Genomic DNA, 19,050 nt, shown 5'->3' with positions numbered 1-19,050 from the left:
GCGCTGTAACAATGGCGTCGTGGGCACTGTGGATCTACCGCCGCCGAGCGTCGGGCCGCTGTCGCGGGTCGCGCCGAAGCCGATCAAGTTCGTGCTCAACTGGGGACGCCGCTACTCACTGTGGGTCTTCAACTTCGGCCTGGCCTGCTGCGCCATCGAGTTCATCGCGACCTCGATGAGCAGGCACGACTTCATCCGGCTCGGCGTCATCCCGTTCGCGCCGGGTCCGCGGCAGGCCGACCTGATGGTCGTCTCCGGGACCGTCAGCGACAAGATGGCGCCCGCGGTGCGGCGCCTGTACGAGCAGATGCCGGAGCCGAAGTACGTGATCTCCTTCGGCGCCTGCTCCAACTGCGGCGGCCCGTACTGGGACTCGTACTGCGTGACGAAGGGCGTCGACCAGATCATCCCGGTGGACGTCTACGTGCCCGGGTGCCCGCCGCGTCCCGAGGCGCTGCTGCACGGCATCGTCCACCTCCAGGAGAAGATCGCGGCTGAGTCGCTCGGCGACCGCTACAACGGCGGCGAGTCGCTCAGCCCGCCGCCGGAGCCGCGCCCGCTGTCGGCGACCGTCCTGCGCCGCCCGCTGCAACCGCCCCCGCCGGAGGCGGACGAGACCTTCGACCACTGGAGCGTCCAGGACGAGGGGGCGGGCGAGCAGGTGGGCGAGGGGGCCGAGGACGAGACCATGCCGGTCCGGCACCTCGGCGACGCCGACCTGCCCGAAGCGCCCGAACCCGAGGCCCGGCCCGCGGCCGAACCCGAGGCCGAATCCGCGGAGCAGCCCGCCGAGCCGGACGACGTGACGCGGCCCAACCGCGTCGTCGCGGATGATCAGGCCACGGCCCCCGTGCCGACCGTCGCCGACGAGCAGGCCACGGCCCCGGTGCCGACCGTCGAGGACGAGCCCGCCACGGCGCCGCCCGAGGACGAGCAGGCCACGGCGCCCGTCCCGACCGTCTCGGACGAGGAGGTCACGCGCCCCGTCCCGCCGGTCGAGGACGGGGACGCGGCCGATGGCGCGGACGAGGACGAGCGCCGCCGGCACGACCCGTCGATCATCCCCGGCATGACGGACGACGACCACGACGACCGGATCGGGCGTGACCGGTGAGCGAGGCACTGACCGACGCCTGGACGGCGCGCTTCGGCGACGAGATCACCACCGAGGAGACCCACGGCGGCCTGGCCGTCGGCGTGCCGCCCGAGAACTGGATCGACGCGCTGACGTTCGCCCGCGACGACCTCGCCTGCGGCTTCTTCGACTGGCTGACCGGCGTGGACGAGGTGGACGAGGGCTTCGCGGTCGTCGTCCACGTGTACTCGCTGGAGCGCCGCCACCATCTGCTGATCCGGACGCGCGTCCCGAAGCGGGCCCCGGTCCTCGCGACCGCGACCGGCGTGTACCGGGGCGCGGCGTGGCACGAGCGGGAGACGGCGGAGATGTTCGGCATCCTGTTCGAGGGCCACCCGAACCTCGTCCCGCTGCTGCTGCCGGACGGTTTCCAGGGTCATCCGCTGCGCAAGGACTTCGTGCTCGCCGCCCGCGTCGCCAAGCCGTGGCCCGGCGCCAAGGAACCGGGCGAATCGGGGCACGGGGCGCCGAGCCGCCGCCGTGTCCGCCCGCCCGGCGTGCCGGAGGATTGGGGACCGAATGCTTGAGATCGTGGTCAAGCTGGTCCTGGTGGCCGGGGCGTTCGCGCTGCTGCCGCTGCTGGTCGGGCAGGCCGAGCACAAGGTGATGGCGCACATGCAGGGCCGTCTCGGGCCCATGTACGCGGGCGGGTTCCACGGCTGGGCGCAGCTCGTCGCCGACGGGGTGAAGTTCGCGCAGAAGGAGGACGTCGTCCCGCGCGACGCCGACCGGTGGGTGTTCAAGCTGGCGCCGGGCGTCGCGATCGTCCCGTACCTGCTGGTCCTGCTCGTGATCCCGGTCGGTCCGGGCGGGCAGGTCGCGCTCGACCTCGGTCCCGGGATCTTCTTCGCGCTCGCCGTGATGGGCGTCGGCGTGATCGGCGCGATCATGGCGGGCTGGGCGAGTGCGAACAAGTACTCGCTGCTCGGCGGGATGCGGGTCGCGGCGCAGCTGATGTCGTACGAGCTGCCGATGGTGTTCGCGGCGTCGTCGGTGGCGATGGCGGCGGGGACGCTCTCCCTGCAGGGCGTCGTCGAGGAGTGGCGCTGGTGGTGGCTGCCGTGGCAGGCGGTCGGCGGCGTGGTGTTCTTCGTCGCGGGCCTGGCCGAGCTGCGCCGCCCGCCGTTCGACATGCCGGTCGCCGACTCGGAGATCATCTTCGGTCCGTACACCGAGTACGGCGGGCTCCGGTTCGCGCTGTTCCTCCTGGCCGAGTACGCCGGGATCGTGGTGCTGTGCGGGCTGACGGCCGTCCTGTTCCTCGGCGGGTGGAAGGGGCCGTTCCTGAACACCGAGCTCGGCTGGCTGTGGACGCTGCTCAAGGGCGGCGTGCTCGCGTTCTGCGTGATCTGGCTGCGCGTCAGCTACCCGCGCATGCGCGAGGACCAGCTCCAGAAGCTCGCCTGGGCCTGGCTCGTCCCGCTGTCCCTCGCCCAGCTCGCGCTGACCGGCGTCCTCAAGGTCGCGCTCTGAAAGGTCGCGCTCTGATCATCTGAGCCTCATCCGAGCCGGGATCATCTGAGCCGGGGATCATCTGAGGAAGATCGTGTAGTCGGCCATCTGCGGGAGGACGTCCGGCGGGACGTCGGCGTCCACGGCCATCTCCTCGGCCGACAGGAACCCGCCGGTCTCCTCGCGGCGGGCGATGATCCGGCCGGCGATCTCCGGCGTCATGCCGGGCAGCGCCTCGATGATGTCCCGCGGCGCGTGGTTGACGTCGACGAGGCCGCCGTCGTCGTAGGCGCGGGGCTGGTCGGGGCGGCCGATCCGCAGCTCGCGGGCGAGCGCCGGGTCCTCGGCGGCGAGCGCGCGGGCCTCGTCCCGCAGCGACCGGCGGTACTTCGCGACCTCGATGGCGTGCTCGTTGAGCCGGTTGCGGGGGACCTCGCGCGGAAAGACCTCCCTCCGGACGGCGAACGCGTGCCCGGTGCCCGCGATCCACAGCAGGATCGCGATGAACGAGCCGACGACGGTCAGCACCGGATCGCCGGACTGCAACAGCGTCAGGACGCCGGCCGTGCCCACGCCGTACCCGGCGGCGGTCACGCCGAGCCCCCACGAGCCCCGCCGGATGGCGGCGTAGAGGAACGAGAACGGCGTCCCGTACCCGAGGGTCATGAACGGGACCGAGGCCCACAGGACGCCGCGGGTCGTCTCGGGGGCCGGCGCCGGGATGGGCGGCGGCAGCGGCGGCCGAGGCGGCACGGGCGGGCCCGGATAGGGCGGCCGCCAGCCCGGCTGCGTGTGCGGCGGGCGGTGCGGCGGGCGGGCGCGGTCGGCCGGCGGACGCGGACGAGCGGACGTGGGACGCGTGCGGTCGGACGCGGGGCGGGGGTGGTGACCGGGCCCCGGATCGGAAGGGCGGTCCGCGTGATGATTCACATGCCCTCCCTGCCCGTGAGACCGCCGTTCACCACACGGTCTGCTCCTGGTTGGACGAACGCGGAGCCCATCGCGTTCCCCTCGTGACGATCGTGCGCAATCATGGGGCGCGTGGGACGGCTACCAGGAGGCGGGCTGGCCAAGGGGCTGGCGGTCACGTTGCGGACGATGACGCGGCGGTCCATAACGCGTCAATACCCCGAAGTGCAACCCGACCTGCCACCGCGCAGCCGGGGCGTCATCGCGCTGTTCGAGGAGAACTGCACGGTGTGCATGCTGTGCGCGCGCGAGTGCCCCGACTGGTGCATCTACATCGACTCGCACAAGGAGACCCTCCCGGCCGAGGGCGGCGGACGTCCACGTACGCGCAACGTCCTCGACCGGTTCGCGATCGACTTCGCGCTCTGCATGTACTGCGGGATCTGCATCGAGGTGTGCCCGTTCGACGCGCTGTTCTGGTCGCCCGAGTTCGAGTACGCCGAGTACGACATCGCGGAGCTGACGCACGAGAAGGAGCGGCTCCGGGAGTGGATGTGGACCGTCCCGCCGCCGCAGGCGCACGACCCGTCCGCCGAGCCGCCGAAGGAAGTGGGCGCGGCGGAGAAGGCGGCGGCGCGGGGCGCGCGCAGGCCGCCGGGAGGTGGCGCGTGAGCGGCCAGGAGATCGTGTTCACGCTGCTCGGCGTGGTCGCGGTCGGGTCGGCGGTCCTGGTGGTGACGACGCGTCGGCTCGTCCACGCGGCGCTGTGGCTGGTGGTGTCGTTCGGCACGCTCGCCGGCGGCTACCTCGTCCTGACCGCGGAGTTCGTCGCCTGGGTGCAGGTGCTCATCTACGTCGGCGCGATCGTCGTGCTGCTGCTGTTCGGGATCATGCTGACCCGGGCGCCGATCGGGGAGTCGGCCGACCTCGACTCCGGGAACCGCTGGGTCGCCGGGGCCGTCGCCGCCGCCACCGCCGCCGTGCTGGTCACCGTCATGGTGATGGGGTTCCGGGACGAGCGGATGACGTTGCGCGAGGGCGGCGGGTCGGCGGACGAGCTCGGCGCCGCGGTGTTCCGGACGTGGGTGCTGCCGTTCGAGGTGCTGTCGGTGCTGCTGCTGGCGTCGCTGGTCGGCGCGATCGTGCTGTCGCGCTCGGACATCCGCGCGCGCCCCGAGGCCAACGGCCAGGCGCGTTCCCGGCCCGGAGGCACAGCGCGTCCGGGGCTGAGGGGCCGTTCCCGAAGCAAGGGCCGCGAGCGTCCCGAGCCTCCGGCGGACGGGGAGGGCGGCGCCTGATGCACCTCGCCTACCCGACGATCGTGGCCGCGCTGCTGTTCTCCGTCGGCGTGTACGGCGTGCTGGCGCGCCGCAACGCGATCCTCGTCCTGATGTCGGTCGAGCTGATGCTGAACGCGGTGAACCTCAACCTCGTCACGTTCGACATCTGGTACCGCGACCGCCTGCACGGCGGGCAGGTCCTCACGCTGTTCACCATCGTCATCGCGGCGGCGGAGGTCGGGCTGGGGCTGGCGATCGTCCTGCTGGTGTACCGGAACCGGCAGATGATCGACGTGGACCGGCTGCGCGCCCTCGCCGAGACGGACGACGAGACCCCCGCAGAGCCTGAAGCCCCCGAGGCGTCCGAGGCGTCCAGGGAACCGGAGAGGCCCGGGAGCCGGCCGGAGCCGGTCGAGGGGGCCGCGCCGTGATCTGGTCCGCGTCCCTGGTCGCCCTGCTGCCGTTCCTCGCCGCGTTCGGCGGGATGCTGTCCGGCCCGTCCCTGACCCGGCTGCTGCGCGGCCCCGGCGGCTCGCCGCTCCGGAACGGCCCGGCGCTGATCGCGTGCGCCCCGATCGCGGTGTCGCTGGTCCTGGCGGCGGTCGTCGCGGCCACCGTGTGGCGCGACCCCGGCGAGCGGACCGGCGCCCTCACGCTGGTCGAGACCGGGTCGGTGCCGATCCGGGTCGGGCTCCAAGTGGACGGCCTGTCCGCGGTCGTCGGGCTCATGGTGTGCTGCGTGGCGCTCGCCGTCCAGGTCTACTCGGTCGCGTACATGTCCGAGGACCGGCGGTACTCCTCCTACGCCGCGTTCGTCTCGCTGTTCACGTCCGCGATGCTGCTGGTCGTGTACGCCGGTGACCTCCTCGTCCTGTACGCCGGCTGGGAGGTCATGGGCATCTGCTCGTACTTCCTCATCGGCCACCACTGGGAGGACCGGGCGAACTCGCGGGCGGCGGTCAAGGCGTTCCTCGTCACGCGGCTCGGCGACGTCGGCTTCCTCATCGGCGTGATCGTCCTCGGCGTGGGCGCCGGGACGTTCCAGATCTCCGGGATCATCGCGCGGGCGGGCGACCTGCCCGGCTCGACGGTGACGGCCGCGGCGCTGCTGCTGCTCGCCGGGGTCGCGGGCAAGAGCGCCCAGTTCCCCCTGCACACCTGGCTGCCGGACGCGATGGCGGGCCCCACCCCGATCAGCGCCCTCATCCACGCGGCGACGATGGTCGCGGCCGGCGTCTTCGTGGTCGCGCGGCTGTTCGAGGTGTTCCTCCTCTCCACCGCCGCGCTCGCCGTGCTCGGCCTCGCTGCGGTGGTCTCCATGGTCGGCTCGGCGTGCGCGGCCCTGGCGCAGGACGACCTGAAACGCGTCCTCGCGTACTCGACGATCAGCCAGCTCGCCGTGATGGCCGCGGGGCTCGCGGTCGGCGCGAAGTCGGCGGCGATCTTTCACCTGCTGACGCACGGCGCGTTCAAGGCCCTGCTCTTCCTCGCCGCGGGCTGCGTCATCGTGACCGCCGGCTCGAACATGCTCGCCCACTACGGCGGGCTGCGGCGCGGCATGCCCCTCACGTTCTGGTCGATGACCGTCGGGTTCGCCGCACTCGCGGGCGTCCCGCCGTTCAGCGGCTGGTTCAGCAAGGACTCCGTCATCGAGGCCGCCCAGCACGCCGCCACGCACGGCGGTGAGGTCAGCCTGCCCGGAGGCGTCGCCTGGCTGGTCTACCTGGGGCTGCTGCTCACGGTCGTCCTGACGGCGGCCTACGCCGCGCGGGCGTGGCTGATGACGTTCTTCGGCGAGCCGCGCGGCTCGTACGAGGTGCGCGACCCGTCGCGGATCATGTCGTGGACGGTGGCCGCGCTCGCCGTCCCGGCCGCGATCCTCGGCTTCTTCGGTCTCGGCGCGCCGGAACTGCGCCCCCACCTCGGGGCTTCGCTGCTGAGCGTCCTGCTGCTCGCGATCGGGGCGGGCGGGGCTTACCTCATCTGGAACCGTGACCCCGCCCTGGATCCCGCGCGCGCGCTCGGGCCGGTCCGTCCCGCCTTCGCGCGGGCCTTCTTCGTGGACGAGTTGTATGCGATCGCTTTCGTCCGTCCGGCCGAGGCCCTGGCACGCCACGTCGTGCTCGTCGACCGGAGACGCGTGGACGCCGCCGTCGTCGGGGCCGGACGGTCCACCCGGCGCCTCGGCGACCTGGTCAGAACCGTCCAGAACGGCAACCCGCAGCGCTACCTCACCGGCCTGCTCGCCGGCGTCGCCGTCATCGTGGCCGCGGTGGTGATCTTCCAGTGATCTTCGTGCTGATGATGGCGCTCCCGCTGGCCGGGGCGCTCGCGATGCTCGTCCCGGCGAACCGGTTCCTGCGCACCGGCTTCGCCGTCCGCGCGTTCGGGGCCGCCGTGTCCGGCGCGACGCTGCTCGTCGCGATCTCCGCGATGACGGCGTTCGACTTCGGTGCCACGTCCCGCATGCAGCTGGAGGTCGACCGCGCGTGGGCGCCCGCCGTTGGCCTGCGCTTCCACCTCGGCGTCGACGGGATCTCGCTGCCGCTGGTCGTGCTGACCGCCCTGCTGACGTTCCTCTGCTTCCTCTACACGCTGCGGCACCCGCCGGAAGGCGGCCGGATCCGGCTGCTGACCGCGCTCCTGTTCGTACTGGAGATCGGGATGCTCGGCACGTTCGTCGCGCTCGACCTCGTGCTGTTCTTCGTGTTCTTCGAGACCGTCCTGATCCCCATGTACGCGGTGATCATGCTGTGGGGCGGTCCCGGACGCCGCGACGCCGCCCTCAAGTTCATCCTCTACACGCTCCTCGGCTCTGGCCTCCTGCTCGCCGGGATGCTGCTCGTCGGCGCCAAGGCCGGCACCCTCGACATGACCGCCCTGGCCGACCGGCACGGATCCGGCCTGTCCCACGGCCTCCAGGTCACGGCGTTCGCCCTGATGGGCATCGGGTTCGCGGTCAAGGCGCCGATGTGGCCGCTGCACACCTGGCTGCCGGACGCGCACACCGAGGCCCCCACGGTCGGGTCCGTCCTGCTGGCCGGCGTCCTGCTGAAGATGGGCACGTACGGGCTGGTGCGGATCGCGCTGCCGCTCACCCCGGACGGCGCCGCGTTCTGGGCGCCCTGGCTCGGCCTGCTCGCCGTCATCGGGATCATCTACGGCGCGCTCGCCTGCCTCGCCCAGCGCGACCTCAAACGGATGATCGCCTACTCGTCCGTCGGGCACATGGGGTTCGTCCTGCTCGGCATCGCGACGCTCACCCCCGTCGGCGTCAACGCTGCCCTGTTCGGCAACATCGCGCACGGCCTCATCACCAGCCTGCTGTTCTTCCTCGCCGGATCGGTCAAGGAACGCTGGGGCACCGGCGACATGAACGCGATCGGCGGCGGGATGCTCGGCACGTCCCCGCGCCTCGCCTCGATCCTCACGTTCGCGTCCGTCGCCTCGCTCGGCCTGCCGGGGCTCGCCGGGTTCTGGGGCGAGGTGCTGGCCCTCGTCGGCGCCTACCGCCCGCACGCCGACCTGCCCCGTGAGACGTTCGTCACGTTCATGGTCGTCGCCGCGCTCGGCGCCGTCCTCACCGCCGCCTACTTCCTGCGAATGCTCGCCAAGCTCACCCACGGGCCGTCCGACGGCGTCGCCGAACCCCGCGGCCCCGTCGCGGCCGTCTCCCTCCAGGAGTACGCCGCCTGGGTGCCGCTCATCGCGCTGACGCTGCTGGTCGGCCTCTGGCCGAAGACCCTGCTGGACGTGACCACCGGCCCCGTCCGCGCCCTGTTCGGAGGCGGCTGATGATCCAGGACATCGACTACGCCGCGATCGCGCCGCCGCTGATCCTCGCCGTCGCCGCCATCGGGCTGCTGCTCGCCGACGCGTTCGACGCGCCGCGCCGCGTCCTGTCCCTGCTGTCCGGCGGGTCCCTCGCCGCCGCGCTGATCGCCGTGATCGCGCTGGCGGCCGGCGACCGCCGCGCCACGTTCTGCCTCCCGGACGGCCTGCGCGGCGGCGGCCCCCGCTCCTGCTCCTACGTCGCGGACGACTTCACCCTGCTGTTCCAGGGCATCGTCCTCGGCGCCGCCGTGATCGTCGTCCTGCTGTCCCTCCAGGAGATCACCGACTCCAGGATGCCGGTCGGGGAGTACCACTTCCTGCTGCTCGCCGCCGTCATCGGCGCGCTCGCCCTGGTCGCCGCCCGCGACCTCGTCCTGCTGCTCGTCGCGCTGGAGACCCTGTCGCTGCCGGTGTTCGCCCTCGCCGCGCTCCGCCGCTACGACGGGACGGCGTCCGAGGCCGCGCTGAAGCTCTTCCTCGTCTCCGTGGTCTCCACCGCGATCATGCTGTTCGGGATCAGCCTCGTCTACGGTGCGACCGGCGCCATGCACCTCGACCGGATCGCCCCTGCCCTGTCCCGGCTGCCGTCCGACCTCGACCCGGTCGCCGCCGTCGGATCGGTGCTCGTCCTCGCCGGGTTCGCGTTCAAGGTCGCCGCCGTCCCGTTCCACTTCTGGGCCCCGGACGTCTACCAGGGCTCCCCGCTGCCCGTCGCCGCGTTCCTGTCCGTCGTGTCGAAGGCCGCCGGATTCGCCGGGCTCGCGATCGTCCTCGCCCTCGGCCTCCCCGCCTACGGGCACGTGTGGGGCCCCGTCGTCGCCGTGCTCGCCGCGCTCACCATGACGATCGGGAACCTCGCCGCACTCCGCCAGCGCACCGCGATCAGGCTGCTGGCCTGGTCATCGGTCGCCCAGTCCGGCTACATGCTCGCGCCGCTCGCGGTCGGCTCGCGCCGCCTCCCCGAGGCCGTCGCGGCCACCACCGCCTACGTCGCCCTCTACGCCGTCATGAACATCGGCGCGTTCGCCGTAGTGATCGGCTTCCGCCGCCGCGGCCGCGTCTCGGAGCGCTGGGACACCCTGGACGACTACCGCGGCCTCGCCCGCCGCAACCCCGCGGTCGCCACCGCCCTCGCCTTCTTCCTGATCTGCCTCGCCGGCCTGCCGCCGGGCGTCATGGGCCTGTTCGCTAAGGTCGTCGTCTTCCGCGCCACCGTCGCCAGCGGCGTCACCTGGCTCGCCGTCGTGATGGCGATCAACACGGTCATCGGGCTGTACTACTACCTTTTCTGGGCCGTCCGGCTGTTCACCCCGTCCGCCGCCGACGAGCACTACGACGCGGCCCCCGGCCTCGGCGTCCGCGCCGCGATCACCGCGGCCGCCGCCGGCGCCGTCGTGCTCTCGGTGGCGCCGCAGATCGTCCTGCAGACGGTCACGCAGGCCACCTAGGCGGGAACGTCCACCCAGGTCAAACCGTTGATGTTCATGCCGGAGTCGACGGGGAGGCAGACGGAAGTGCAGTTCAACGGCGTCAAGACGGCAGCACTGATCGCCGCGCTGTCGGCATTGATGCTCGCCGCCGGATGGGTGTTCGGCGGCGGCGCGGGCCTGACGATCGCGCTGCTGATCGCACTCGGCACCAACGGCGTCGCGTTCTTCTTCAGCGACCGGATCGCGCTGCGCTCCATGCGCGCCCACCCGGTCGGCGAGGTCGAGGCGCCGACCCTGTACCGGCTCGTCCGGGAACTGTCCACCTCGGCCCGCCAGCCCATGCCGCGCCTGTACGTGTCGGAGACCCGCCAGCCCAACGCGTTCGCCACCGGACGCAACCCGCGCAACGCCGCCGTCTGCTGCACCCGCGGCATCCTGCAGATGCTGGACGAGCGCGAACTGCGCGCCGTCCTCGGCCACGAGCTGTCCCACGTCTACAACCGGGACATCCTGATCTCCTCGGTCGCCGCCGCCATCGCCACGGTGATCACCTACCTCTCCCACCTGGCGATCTTCCTGCCCCTCGGCCGCTCCGAGGACGACGACGGCCCGGGCCTCCTCGGCGCCCTCATGATGCTCGTCCTCGGCCCGGTCGCCGCCGCCGTCGTGCAGATGGCGATCAGCCGCACCCGCGAGTACTCCGCCGACGCCGCCGGCGCCCGCCTCACCGGCGACCCCCTCGCCCTCGCGTCCGCGCTCCGCAAGATCGACGCGGGCACCCGCGCCATGCCGCTGCCGCAGGACCCCGAACTCGCCACCACCAGCGCGCTGATGATCGCCAACCCGTTCTCCGGCGCCGGCATCGGCAGGCTCTTCTCCACCCACCCCCCGGCCGCCGACCGCATAGCCCGACTGGAGCGCATGGGCGGCCGCCGCTGAATTCGACCGAACCAGCCGGGACCCGGCCGCGTCATAACACACGAGAGCGCGCCGACCACTTCTGCGGGGGATGGGGTCGGCGCGCTCCCTACTGCGGCTACCGGTAGTTCACGAACTGGAGGGCCACATCGAGGTCCTTGCCCTTCAGCAGCGAGATGACCTGCTGAAGGTCGTCCTTCTTCTTCGAGCTGACCCGCAGCTCGTCCCCCTGGATCTGGGCCTTGATCCCCTTCGGCCCCTCCTCCCGGATGATCTTCCCGATCTTCTTCGCGTCGTCCTGGGCGATGCCCTCCTTGAGGCCCACGCTCAGCTTGTGCACCTTCCCGGACAGCTTCGGCTCACCCGCGTCGATCGCCTTCAACGAGATCCCCCGCTTGACGAGCTTGTCCTTCAGCACGTCCAGCACGGCGTTCGCCCGCTCCTCGGTGTTCGCCTGGATCTCGATCGACTCCCCGGACCACTTGATCCCCGCGTCCACGTTCCGGAAGTCGAACCGGTTGGCCACCTCCTTGGCGGCCTGGTTCAGCGCGTTGTCGACCTCCTGCCGGTCGAGCTTCGACACGATGTCAAAAGAGCTGTCGGCCATCGCACACACATCCCCTCAACAGCACCTTCACGATCCAGAGAGCGTATCGACTCCCGACGATCAAGCCCACGCCCCGCGCGCCCGCCCTCGATGTCACACCCACGCCCCCCGTCCGCTAAGCTTTCCTGCGACACCACGGCGGGTTGCCCGAGTGGCCAATGGGAGCGGACTGTAAATCCGTCGGCTTAGCCTACCCAGGTTCGAATCCTGGACCCGCCACCCCAGCAGAAACAGCCCCTGACCAGGCATGCCCGGTCAGGGGCTGTTCTCGTCGTGTCCGGCTGTCTCGGGCTGTGAGTGGCGCTCTACGGCCGTCCGGGCCAAATACGGGCCGAAGTTTCAGCCGTCCTTTGGCCTGGTCGCCTCACTGATTCATGGTGTTCTCCTCGTGCCTGGCCCCTTCGGCCACCTGAGCCGGATGCTCACTAGCACCCAGCCACGTCGAGATGGCCGCATGCCGCAGGGGAGAACTGGGCCTCAGCGGCGGCGAGCCGTCCTGACGCTCGCTAAGCGCCGCCACCTGGCGTTGAGCTGGACCTAAGGCACGGCTGGCCAGTGATCGATCCCGCCCTACGTCCCAACGAACAGCCGACCAACGACCGGGATGCTGAACAGGCGACGCAGGTACTCGCGGCCGAGGGTCTCGTCCGGCCTCGGCAGGGACGGGGAACGATGGTCACCTGGCTTCCGCCGATGCTCCACTCGCCGGCGCGCTACGACCGGGCGACCTGCGAGAACAACGGCGCCCGCGGCGCGTTCGACGCCGAGGTTCGCGCCCGTGGGCTGGAGCCACAGCACGAGATCACCACCGAACGCGCCGAACCGCCGGCGGCCGTCGCCGAGGCGCTCGGCCTGCCGACCGGTGAAGTGAACTGCCTTGTGCGGCGTCGGCGGCTGTTCGCCAGCGGCATTCCCGTCCGGCTGAACGCCAGTTGGTTTCCGCTCGACATCGCCGAGGGGACCGTCCTGGAGGAGGACGGGCCGGTCAATGTCGGCGGTGTCAAGAGCGCGCTTGCCGAACTCGGCTACGCGCAGACCAGGGCGCGTGAGCAGATCATCCCGAGTCGTCTGCCGACCGAGGCTGAGGCGCGTGCGCTGGAGATCAGTCCGGAGCGCACGGTTGTGGAGATCACGCATGTTGGCCTGACGGCCGAGGGCCGCGCCGTCGAGGTCACGGTCTCGGTCGCGCCCGCCCACTACGTAACGGCTCAGTACGAGTTCCCGCTTGCCTGACAACCGGAGAGACGACACCCGATGATCACGCGCCTAGTCGAAGACCACGCCCAGGCCCTTGCCGGCAAGGGCGAGCTACCCGCGTTCGTCTACGACCTCGCCGCGCTGCGTGAGCACGCGGCCGAGGTCAAGGCTGCGCTCTCGGCGCCCGGTGCGCCGGAGATCTTCTATGCCGCGAAGGCCAACCCTGACGCGCCGATCCTCCAGGCGCTCGCCCCGTACGTCGATGGCATCGAGGTCGCGTCCGGCGGCGAGCTGGCGCACGTGCGCGAGGCTCTGCCGGACGCGCGGTTGGCGTTCGGCGGCCCCGGCAAGACCGACGACGAACTACGGCTTGCCCTCGACCTCGGCGTCGAGCGCATCCATGTCGAAAGCCCCTATGAGCTGTCGTGCCTGGCCGACATCGCTCGCGCGTCCGGCCGTGAGGTCGATGTCCTGCTACGGGTCAACCTCGCTGGCGATCGCAGCGGCGTCGCGCTCGCCATGAGCGGCCCGTTCGGCATGGACCCGGACCTGGTCGATTCATGCACCGGCATCCTGGAGAACTCTCCGCAGGTGCGCCTACGCGGCATTCACGCGCACTTGGCGTCCGGCCTGGACGCCTCCGCCATGGTCGCCCAGTCCGCCGAGATCCTCGCGTGGGGCCGCGCATGGCTCGACAAGATCGGCCACACCGGGCCGCGTGAGTTCAACCTCGGCGGCGGCATGGCCGTCGACTACTCCACGCCCGAGACCCGATTCGACTGGAAGCAGTACGGCGCCGACGTCGCCGCGCTCGCCGAGCCGGGCGAAATGCTGCGCATCGAACCGGGCCGCTCCATCAGCGTCTACGCCGGCTGGTACCTCACCGAGGTACTAGACGTGAAGAAGGCACACGGCCAGTGGTACGCCGTCCTACGCGGCGGCACCATGCACATCCGCACACCCGTCACCAAGCAGCACAATCACCCGTTCGACGTCCTGACCCACAACGGCGACGGCCCCGCGGTCACTGGCGAACCTGTGACTCTCGTTGGCCAGCTCTGCACCCCAAAGACGTCTTCGCACGCGAGGTCCCTACGGACCGCATCGCAGCCGGTGACCTAGTCGCCTTCTCAATGTCCGGCGCCTACGCCTGGAACATCTCCCACCACGACTTCCTCATGCACCCCAAGCCAACATTTAGCTATCTTGGCTGATATTGCGAAGCCGGTTAAGGCCCCGCCAGGTGTCTACTGGCGGGGCCGGAGTATAGCTGAGGCAATAGCGCTGGCCTAATATCAGTGATCAAAGCGAAGCCGCCGGCCCAGCATTCTACTGTTCACCACCTCTTGTCCCGGGGCGAGAGTCACTTTGAGATTCCGCCTGTTGGCCAAAGGCGCCATATCTAGGGTCGGAGATACTTCGCCCAAATGAAGCATAGTAAGCTTCGGTAGTGCTGCCAGGGGGGTTAGATCGACTATGTTGCGACAGTCTTTCAGCCACAAGATTCTAAGCTTCTTCAGATCAGACAACGGCGTAAGGTCGGTGACCTGTGAGCCGGAAACGTCAAGAGATTCAAGCTCCGAGAAGTGAGCAATTTTTTCCAATTTGACCGGTGCTGGGCAATTTGCGAGCCATAGCATTCTAAGAGAAAGTGAATCAAGATGATTGAGGTCATCGATCCAGGGACAGTTATCTAGCATGAGATCGCGAACATTTGGTGCTGCGGCTATCAATTCACCAAGACCATGCTGCAATCTGGAAGACATTAGCGCCAATACCTGCACGTGGTCAAGAGGAGGGAGATCTTGAACACCCGCAAGCTTGAAGGGAGAATAGAGAAGAAGGCCCTGCAGTTGCTTATGTGAAGCGAGCGCCGAGTAGTCTTCCACTTCGTCGCATTGACTGACGTATAGACGCTCCAAAGGGGAAAGTTCTCTCAAGAAGTCGATGCTATTCGGGGACACTCTTGGCACGAAAGTAAAATCCTTCAAGCGCGCAAAGGTAGTGAGTGCAGACAAACTATCCGCCTCCACTCCAGAGTAGATCGACAACTTTCTTATTTGTTGCGCTTTAGATGCAAGCACCGACAAGTCGATCGGCACGTCAGACGAGATGCTTATCTCAGTAACTTCGGGAATCTTGTTCAAGGCGTGAAGCTGGCCCGGGGAGCGCAAAGTCAAGCTACGTGTGACACCCTTTGGCGCCCTTGCCAGGACGCGTTCCGCAAATACTCCTGGATCAAAAAAATCCCATGCATTATCCAGTTCTTGTTGTATGTTGAACCTTGGATCGCAACCATATCCTTCTAGAAACTCTAGTGCCTTCGGGCCATTTATCATCCAAGCCACACTGACCGTAGCTCGGGCTGAGGAATCAGACAGTTGACTCAGTGACCTCGGCAGCCGATCAAGAACCGGCTCCCCAGCAGTCGCTAGCGAACGCGCAGATGCAAGATCGCGAGGTGGCACCAAATCCGCCAAACACTTGCTCATGCTGGATTCAAGTCCCCGAGGAATAGCGGGAAGTGTCTCCATGCACGCCACAACAAGTAGTTTGAGGCGGCGTGCATGTCGAGGTTCGGCTTCCACTCGAGACAGTATGCCAGCGATCAACTCATTCCGGAGAGGCTCATTGGCATGGCCAGCCGCCATAATTACAGTCTCGCGCCATTGGTCACGATGGGCGTTTCGGATGAGAATATCCATATCGCCGAGATCGGCGATATGCTTCGCAGTAAGATACTCCTGCACCGTACGATGAACGAAGTCGACGCGCCCGAGAACTGGCTCTCGTATAACACCGCTGCGGTCTAGAAGATATTCCAGGACCTCTGGTGCCGATTGATTTATGTACGGCATCGCAGCGAGCCTATCGGCGATCAATTGCTCTGCGAGAGCTTTTGGCAGTTCGACGCGATTACTATTAGACAGATGCGCTGCAATGTACTGCAATATTCTGATCTGTTGTGCACGTTCTAGAGATAGCGATCTAGAGCTAGGAATACCGCGCTTGGCATCTCTTGTGACAAGGAGCATATCAAGAGCAGCCCCATAAAGCCCCATGCGATCACGCGGAAGCTGCGTCTCACGGTCAAGGTTAAGAGCACATAGCATTGCTGCTAGAAGAGGATTAGCGGCAAGCGTTCGAAGATGCACGGCGCTCTCTAACCTCGCGAGCAGAGCCGTTTCATACGATGGCAGACGTTCAGGAGGACACGGTAGGTCACCACAGTGCCTTACAGCTGAGTGCCAATGTTGAATTAGAGCACGAATATCCGCCGGGCTCATCCGCTCCAAGAAGGCAGAAAAGAAGCCTTCCGCTCGAAGCCAATCAGCACTAGCTGCGACAGGACGTGAAGTGACAACTATTCGAGTCTGAGGAAAATCTGAGATAAGCCCGTGAAGCCACTCGCGAACAGCATGTCTATCCTGGCCAACTAGTTCGTCAACCCCGTCTACGAGTATCAGGGCCTTTCCGGCGATAAGTTGCCGATGCACCCATCCCCGAGGCATAATCCCCGTTAGGTTATCAGCTATCCGATCAATAAATTCTTCTGGCCGAGGCATACGCTCGCCCGAGAAACTTCGCAGTTTAATAAGGAATGGAATGCAGCCGTTCCAACTAGTCATGTCGCCGCTAAATTTTCCACGTGCGGCGGTGATAGCAATCCATCTCAATAGTGTGCTCTTACCAGCGCCGGCCTCGCCACGGAGAAGCAATAGACGACTTTCGGCAAGTACCGATTCCACTCTCACTGAACTATTAAATTGCTGGTCGCCTCGCCAATCGGAAACACGCGTGCCCCGAAGCGTTTCTGTAACTCTTCCGGCCTTCTTCTCGGTCGACACAGAAAGGCCAATATAGGCGACACTAAGGGTGATTCGCGGTCTCGTGAAGCGCTCGAATCGCACGCCAAAAAGTTCTAATGTATCCAAAGTGTCGCTAAGATGCTCAAGGTATCTCTGAGTGAATTCTCGATCACTTGACGTACCTTCGGGGGCGGTGACCGAACGTGCTGGCAGTCGGGCTAGGACAACATTGACCTGATCGGCGAGACCACTAATTCTACTCAACGTCTCCACGGAGGCACGTGGTGCGAACTGCGGAAGCTGTATTACTATGCGTACTAGACAGTCGCAACACTCGTCGAGAATCACGTTGTATAACTGCGCCCCCGACTCTCCAACTTGCCGCATCACTTCTCCCTCGGGAAGATTGGCACGTACCCGTCGCGATAGATTGATTGCATCAACATCATCGCTAAAGAGTGCCGCATCCGAAAGGTCGGCCTTTTCAAGAGTTCGTATGACCTCAAAAAAGACGGCGGACCGATCCCCTTCCGACAATCCACCAAACTCTTGGCGGCAAAGAGGTATAAGTCTTTCCGCGACTGAATCAGCAATGTCGTCGAGTTGCCGCTCAACACGCCGGGCGGCTATCTGATCCGTAAATCTCATTCGAATGAGCTCAACAAGATCCTTGTCTCGGCCAGCTTTAGCGTTACGTCCCGATAGCCATAGGCGTCCAGCAAGCTGAGCCACCACCCTGCCAGTGGTAATCGCAATAGGATCAAGTGCCATATAATCACGCTGACTATCCGCTGGTGGGTCGAGATGTGCGAGCCTAATATATCATTTCTCCTTAAAAGTGCCATAGGATGACCTATGTCGGCCATCTGCGGCAAGTGGTAGATTCGCCGAACTTGAGACGCTTCCAATGCCACTTTTTGTTGTCTGTACCTTGGGCTGAATGAATCGATCACCGCAGCCCGCCCGCTCCTGCATGCTTGAGTATCGCCGTGAGGTCTCTCATCTCACGACCCACCGTGGCACTCAGTGGGACAGGGTGTGTGCAGCCTGCCGGTAAGCGTGATCGGTGTTGTCATGAGCCGGTGAGGCACGGCCACCTGCGAGAGGCTGTAAGGCACATTTGCTTCCATGTCTGTACAGAACGAGGCATGTTCAACACGTTCGTGCAGGCGAGGAAGATTTACGGCATTGGTCACTGGCGCCGTGTGCAAGCTTCCCCGCATGTCTTCTCTATGTGGCCCCGAGTCCGGGCCGCACGTGCCGCCCCTCGGCGCCTGCCCTCGAGAGTTACGGAGCCGCGCCAAGACAGCGAAGGGTCAAGCATGGTGGCGAGTGATCTGGCGGAACAGGTACGGAACGTAGGCACGCTCGGAGAGGGCGGCGAGTGACATAGCTGCAGGTCGCGAAGACAATGGCCGTGAGTTCGTGATCTCTCTGTAAATCCGTCGGCTTAGCCTACCCAGGTTCGAATCCTGGACCCGCCACCCCAGCTGAAACAGCCCCTGACCAGGCACGTCGCGGTCGGGGGCTGTTCTCGTCGCGTCCGGCTGTCTCTGATCGTTTACGGGCCTTCTCCGGGTGGCCATGCTGAAGTTCTGGAGATCCTTTGGCCTGGTCGCGTGGCGATCCAGCGCTTGGCGTCAAGCTCACGGGCCGGCGGCGAGGAGCAGGAACCTGGTCCGTTTCGCCCTGTCACGGTGGTCTCAATCCACGATTCGCCGGCGGCCACGAGGGGCTCTGTTGAGAACGCCGAGGCGCGTGGACTCCGCGTTCGGCCCATCGGATAGATCGACGAAGCGGCCACAGACCGTGGCCCGGACCGGCTCCACCGTCACCGATCTGCGGAACGAAGTCGCGATACGACTCCGAAAGACGGACATCAAGACGCCGTTCCAGCTCAACTAAATGATCCAACCGGCACGGCGGCCCAACTCACCCTTGTCCCCAACAAGGAGAGAGCGGCCAGGATCATAGGTCGACCCAGGCTGCGCATCCATGGGAGATTTCGGGGCCTTCGTCGCTCAAACCCCGACGTCGTCGCGGCCCTTGCGTCCATGCATGCAACCACGCTGCGGCGCACTTCCTGAACGCGACTCCTCCGACATGAGCCAGTACCTGGAACCCCGCCTACTCGGCCACCTGGGCCGGGGGCATACCAGCGCCCCGAGCCAGAAGGTGCCGCCCATTCGCGGCCAGGTCCGCCGCCGGCCCAGGCGGTTGCCGGCCGATCGCGGCTACGACCATGACGAATACCGCCGCATGGCATGGAGCAAGGGCGGCAAACCGATCATCGTACGCCGCGGGAGCCCGCATGGCTCGGGACTGGGCGTCCACCGCTGTGTCGTCGGGTGCACCATCAGCCTGCTGCCCTGGTTCCGCCGCCCGCGTATCCGCTGGGAGATCCGCGACGACGTCCACGAAGCGTTAATGATCCTGGCCGCGGCCATCATCTGCTGGCGACGCCTCGTCCGCTGATTCT

Annotated in this window: 16 protein-coding genes and 1 tRNA gene; 14 read left to right on the top strand and 3 right to left on the bottom strand. The window is 67.2% G+C overall.

Going from position 1 to position 19,050, the window contains the following annotated elements; all coding sequences use genetic code 11:
* The first annotated feature begins 19 nt into the window (after positions 1-19).
* Genes BM339_RS52945 through BM339_RS13125 form a run of 3 tightly spaced genes read left to right on the top strand, consistent with a single transcriptional unit; the run spans position 20 to position 2,608 of the window.
* A complete protein-coding gene (locus tag BM339_RS52945; RefSeq protein WP_337959911.1) occupies positions 20-1,114 on the top strand; it encodes an NADH-quinone oxidoreductase subunit NuoB in 1,095 nt (364 codons plus the stop codon).
* Positions 1,111-1,662 (top strand): NADH-quinone oxidoreductase subunit C, encoded by a 552-nt coding sequence (locus tag BM339_RS13130; protein ID WP_083597601.1) that lies wholly within the window; start codon positions 1,111-1,113, stop codon positions 1,660-1,662. Before BM339_RS52945 ends, BM339_RS13130 begins: the two co-directional genes overlap by 4 nt.
* Positions 1,655-2,608, top strand: a complete 954-nt coding sequence (locus BM339_RS13125; RefSeq protein ID WP_021599199.1) for a complex I subunit 1/NuoH family protein — start codon at positions 1,655-1,657, stop codon at positions 2,606-2,608. Before BM339_RS13130 ends, BM339_RS13125 begins: the two co-directional genes overlap by 8 nt.
* 57 nt (positions 2,609-2,665) lie before the next feature.
* Here the strand turns inward: BM339_RS13125 and BM339_RS13120 are convergent, their stop codons facing one another.
* The gene (locus BM339_RS13120; protein WP_143118395.1) at positions 2,666-3,517 is read right to left on the bottom strand and encodes a helix-hairpin-helix domain-containing protein; all 852 of its coding nucleotides are present in this window, start codon (positions 3,515-3,517) and stop codon (positions 2,666-2,668) included.
* 102 nt (positions 3,518-3,619) lie between these two features.
* Here BM339_RS13120 and BM339_RS13115 point away from each other — a divergent pair, with 102 nt between their 5' ends.
* The 7 genes from BM339_RS13115 (at position 3,620) to htpX (ending at position 10,979) form a co-directional block, all read left to right on the top strand.
* Complete coding sequence (locus tag BM339_RS13115; protein WP_033330072.1) at positions 3,620-4,168, top strand: NuoI/complex I 23 kDa subunit family protein; 549 nt, start codon at positions 3,620-3,622, stop codon at positions 4,166-4,168.
* On the top strand, positions 4,165-4,794 hold the full coding sequence (locus BM339_RS13110; RefSeq protein ID WP_083597600.1) for an NADH-quinone oxidoreductase subunit J family protein: 630 nt from the start codon (positions 4,165-4,167) through the stop codon (positions 4,792-4,794). The genes BM339_RS13115 and BM339_RS13110 overlap by 4 nt, the downstream gene beginning before the upstream one ends.
* Positions 4,794-5,207, top strand: coding sequence for an NADH-quinone oxidoreductase subunit NuoK (gene nuoK, locus BM339_RS13105; RefSeq protein ID WP_075021007.1), 414 nt, complete (start codon positions 4,794-4,796; stop codon positions 5,205-5,207). The genes BM339_RS13110 and nuoK overlap by 1 nt, the downstream gene beginning before the upstream one ends.
* Positions 5,204-7,066, top strand: a complete 1,863-nt coding sequence (locus BM339_RS13100; protein ID WP_337959910.1) for an NADH-quinone oxidoreductase subunit 5 family protein — start codon at positions 5,204-5,206, stop codon at positions 7,064-7,066. Before nuoK ends, BM339_RS13100 begins: the two co-directional genes overlap by 4 nt.
* On the top strand, positions 7,063-8,571 hold the full coding sequence (locus tag BM339_RS13095; protein WP_337959909.1) for a complex I subunit 4 family protein: 1,509 nt from the start codon (positions 7,063-7,065) through the stop codon (positions 8,569-8,571). The genes BM339_RS13100 and BM339_RS13095 overlap by 4 nt, the downstream gene beginning before the upstream one ends.
* The gene (locus BM339_RS13090) at positions 8,571-10,058 is read left to right on the top strand and encodes an NADH-quinone oxidoreductase subunit N (RefSeq protein ID WP_075021006.1); all 1,488 of its coding nucleotides are present in this window, start codon (positions 8,571-8,573) and stop codon (positions 10,056-10,058) included. The genes BM339_RS13095 and BM339_RS13090 overlap by 1 nt, the downstream gene beginning before the upstream one ends.
* Positions 10,059-10,124: 66 nt before the next feature.
* Entirely contained in the window at positions 10,125-10,979 is an 855-nt protein-coding gene (gene htpX / locus BM339_RS13085) for a zinc metalloprotease HtpX (RefSeq protein ID WP_024934202.1), read from the top strand.
* 97 nt (positions 10,980-11,076) lie between these two features.
* On the opposite strand, the gene BM339_RS13080 is transcribed toward htpX, so the two are convergent.
* Positions 11,077-11,565, bottom strand: a complete 489-nt coding sequence (locus BM339_RS13080) for a YajQ family cyclic di-GMP-binding protein (protein WP_021595547.1) — start codon at positions 11,563-11,565, stop codon at positions 11,077-11,079.
* Between the two features lie 137 nt (positions 11,566-11,702).
* On the opposite strand from BM339_RS13080, the gene BM339_RS13075 reads away from it, so the two are divergent.
* The 3 genes from BM339_RS13075 (at position 11,703) to BM339_RS13065 (ending at position 13,884) form a co-directional block, all read left to right on the top strand.
* A tRNA-Tyr gene (locus BM339_RS13075) sits at positions 11,703-11,784 on the top strand.
* A 336-nt stretch (positions 11,785-12,120) separates the two neighbouring features.
* Positions 12,121-12,798, top strand: a complete 678-nt coding sequence (locus tag BM339_RS13070) for a UTRA domain-containing protein (protein WP_143118394.1) — start codon at positions 12,121-12,123, stop codon at positions 12,796-12,798.
* A gap of 21 nt (positions 12,799-12,819) precedes the next feature.
* Positions 12,820-13,884 (top strand): alanine racemase, encoded by a 1,065-nt coding sequence (locus BM339_RS13065; RefSeq protein WP_256255329.1) that lies wholly within the window; start codon positions 12,820-12,822, stop codon positions 13,882-13,884.
* Positions 13,885-14,057: 173 nt separating this feature from the next.
* Here the strand turns inward: BM339_RS13065 and BM339_RS47565 are convergent, their stop codons facing one another.
* Positions 14,058-17,342 carry an NACHT N-terminal Helical domain 1-containing protein gene (locus BM339_RS47565; protein ID WP_083597654.1) on the bottom strand — a complete coding sequence of 1,095 codons (3,285 nt, stop codon included), beginning with the start codon at positions 17,340-17,342 and terminating at the stop codon, positions 14,058-14,060.
* Between the two features lie 1,332 nt (positions 17,343-18,674).
* On the opposite strand from BM339_RS47565, the gene BM339_RS13045 reads away from it, so the two are divergent.
* Positions 18,675-19,046, top strand: coding sequence for a hypothetical protein (locus BM339_RS13045; protein ID WP_083597599.1), 372 nt, complete (start codon positions 18,675-18,677; stop codon positions 19,044-19,046).
* Positions 19,047-19,050 lie beyond the last annotated feature (4 nt).

The sequence above is a fragment of the Actinomadura madurae genome, from assembly GCF_900115095.1.
Lineage (GTDB): Bacteria > Actinomycetota > Actinomycetes > Streptosporangiales > Streptosporangiaceae > Spirillospora > Spirillospora madurae.
This window is presented reverse-complemented; position numbering and strand designations above follow the sequence as displayed.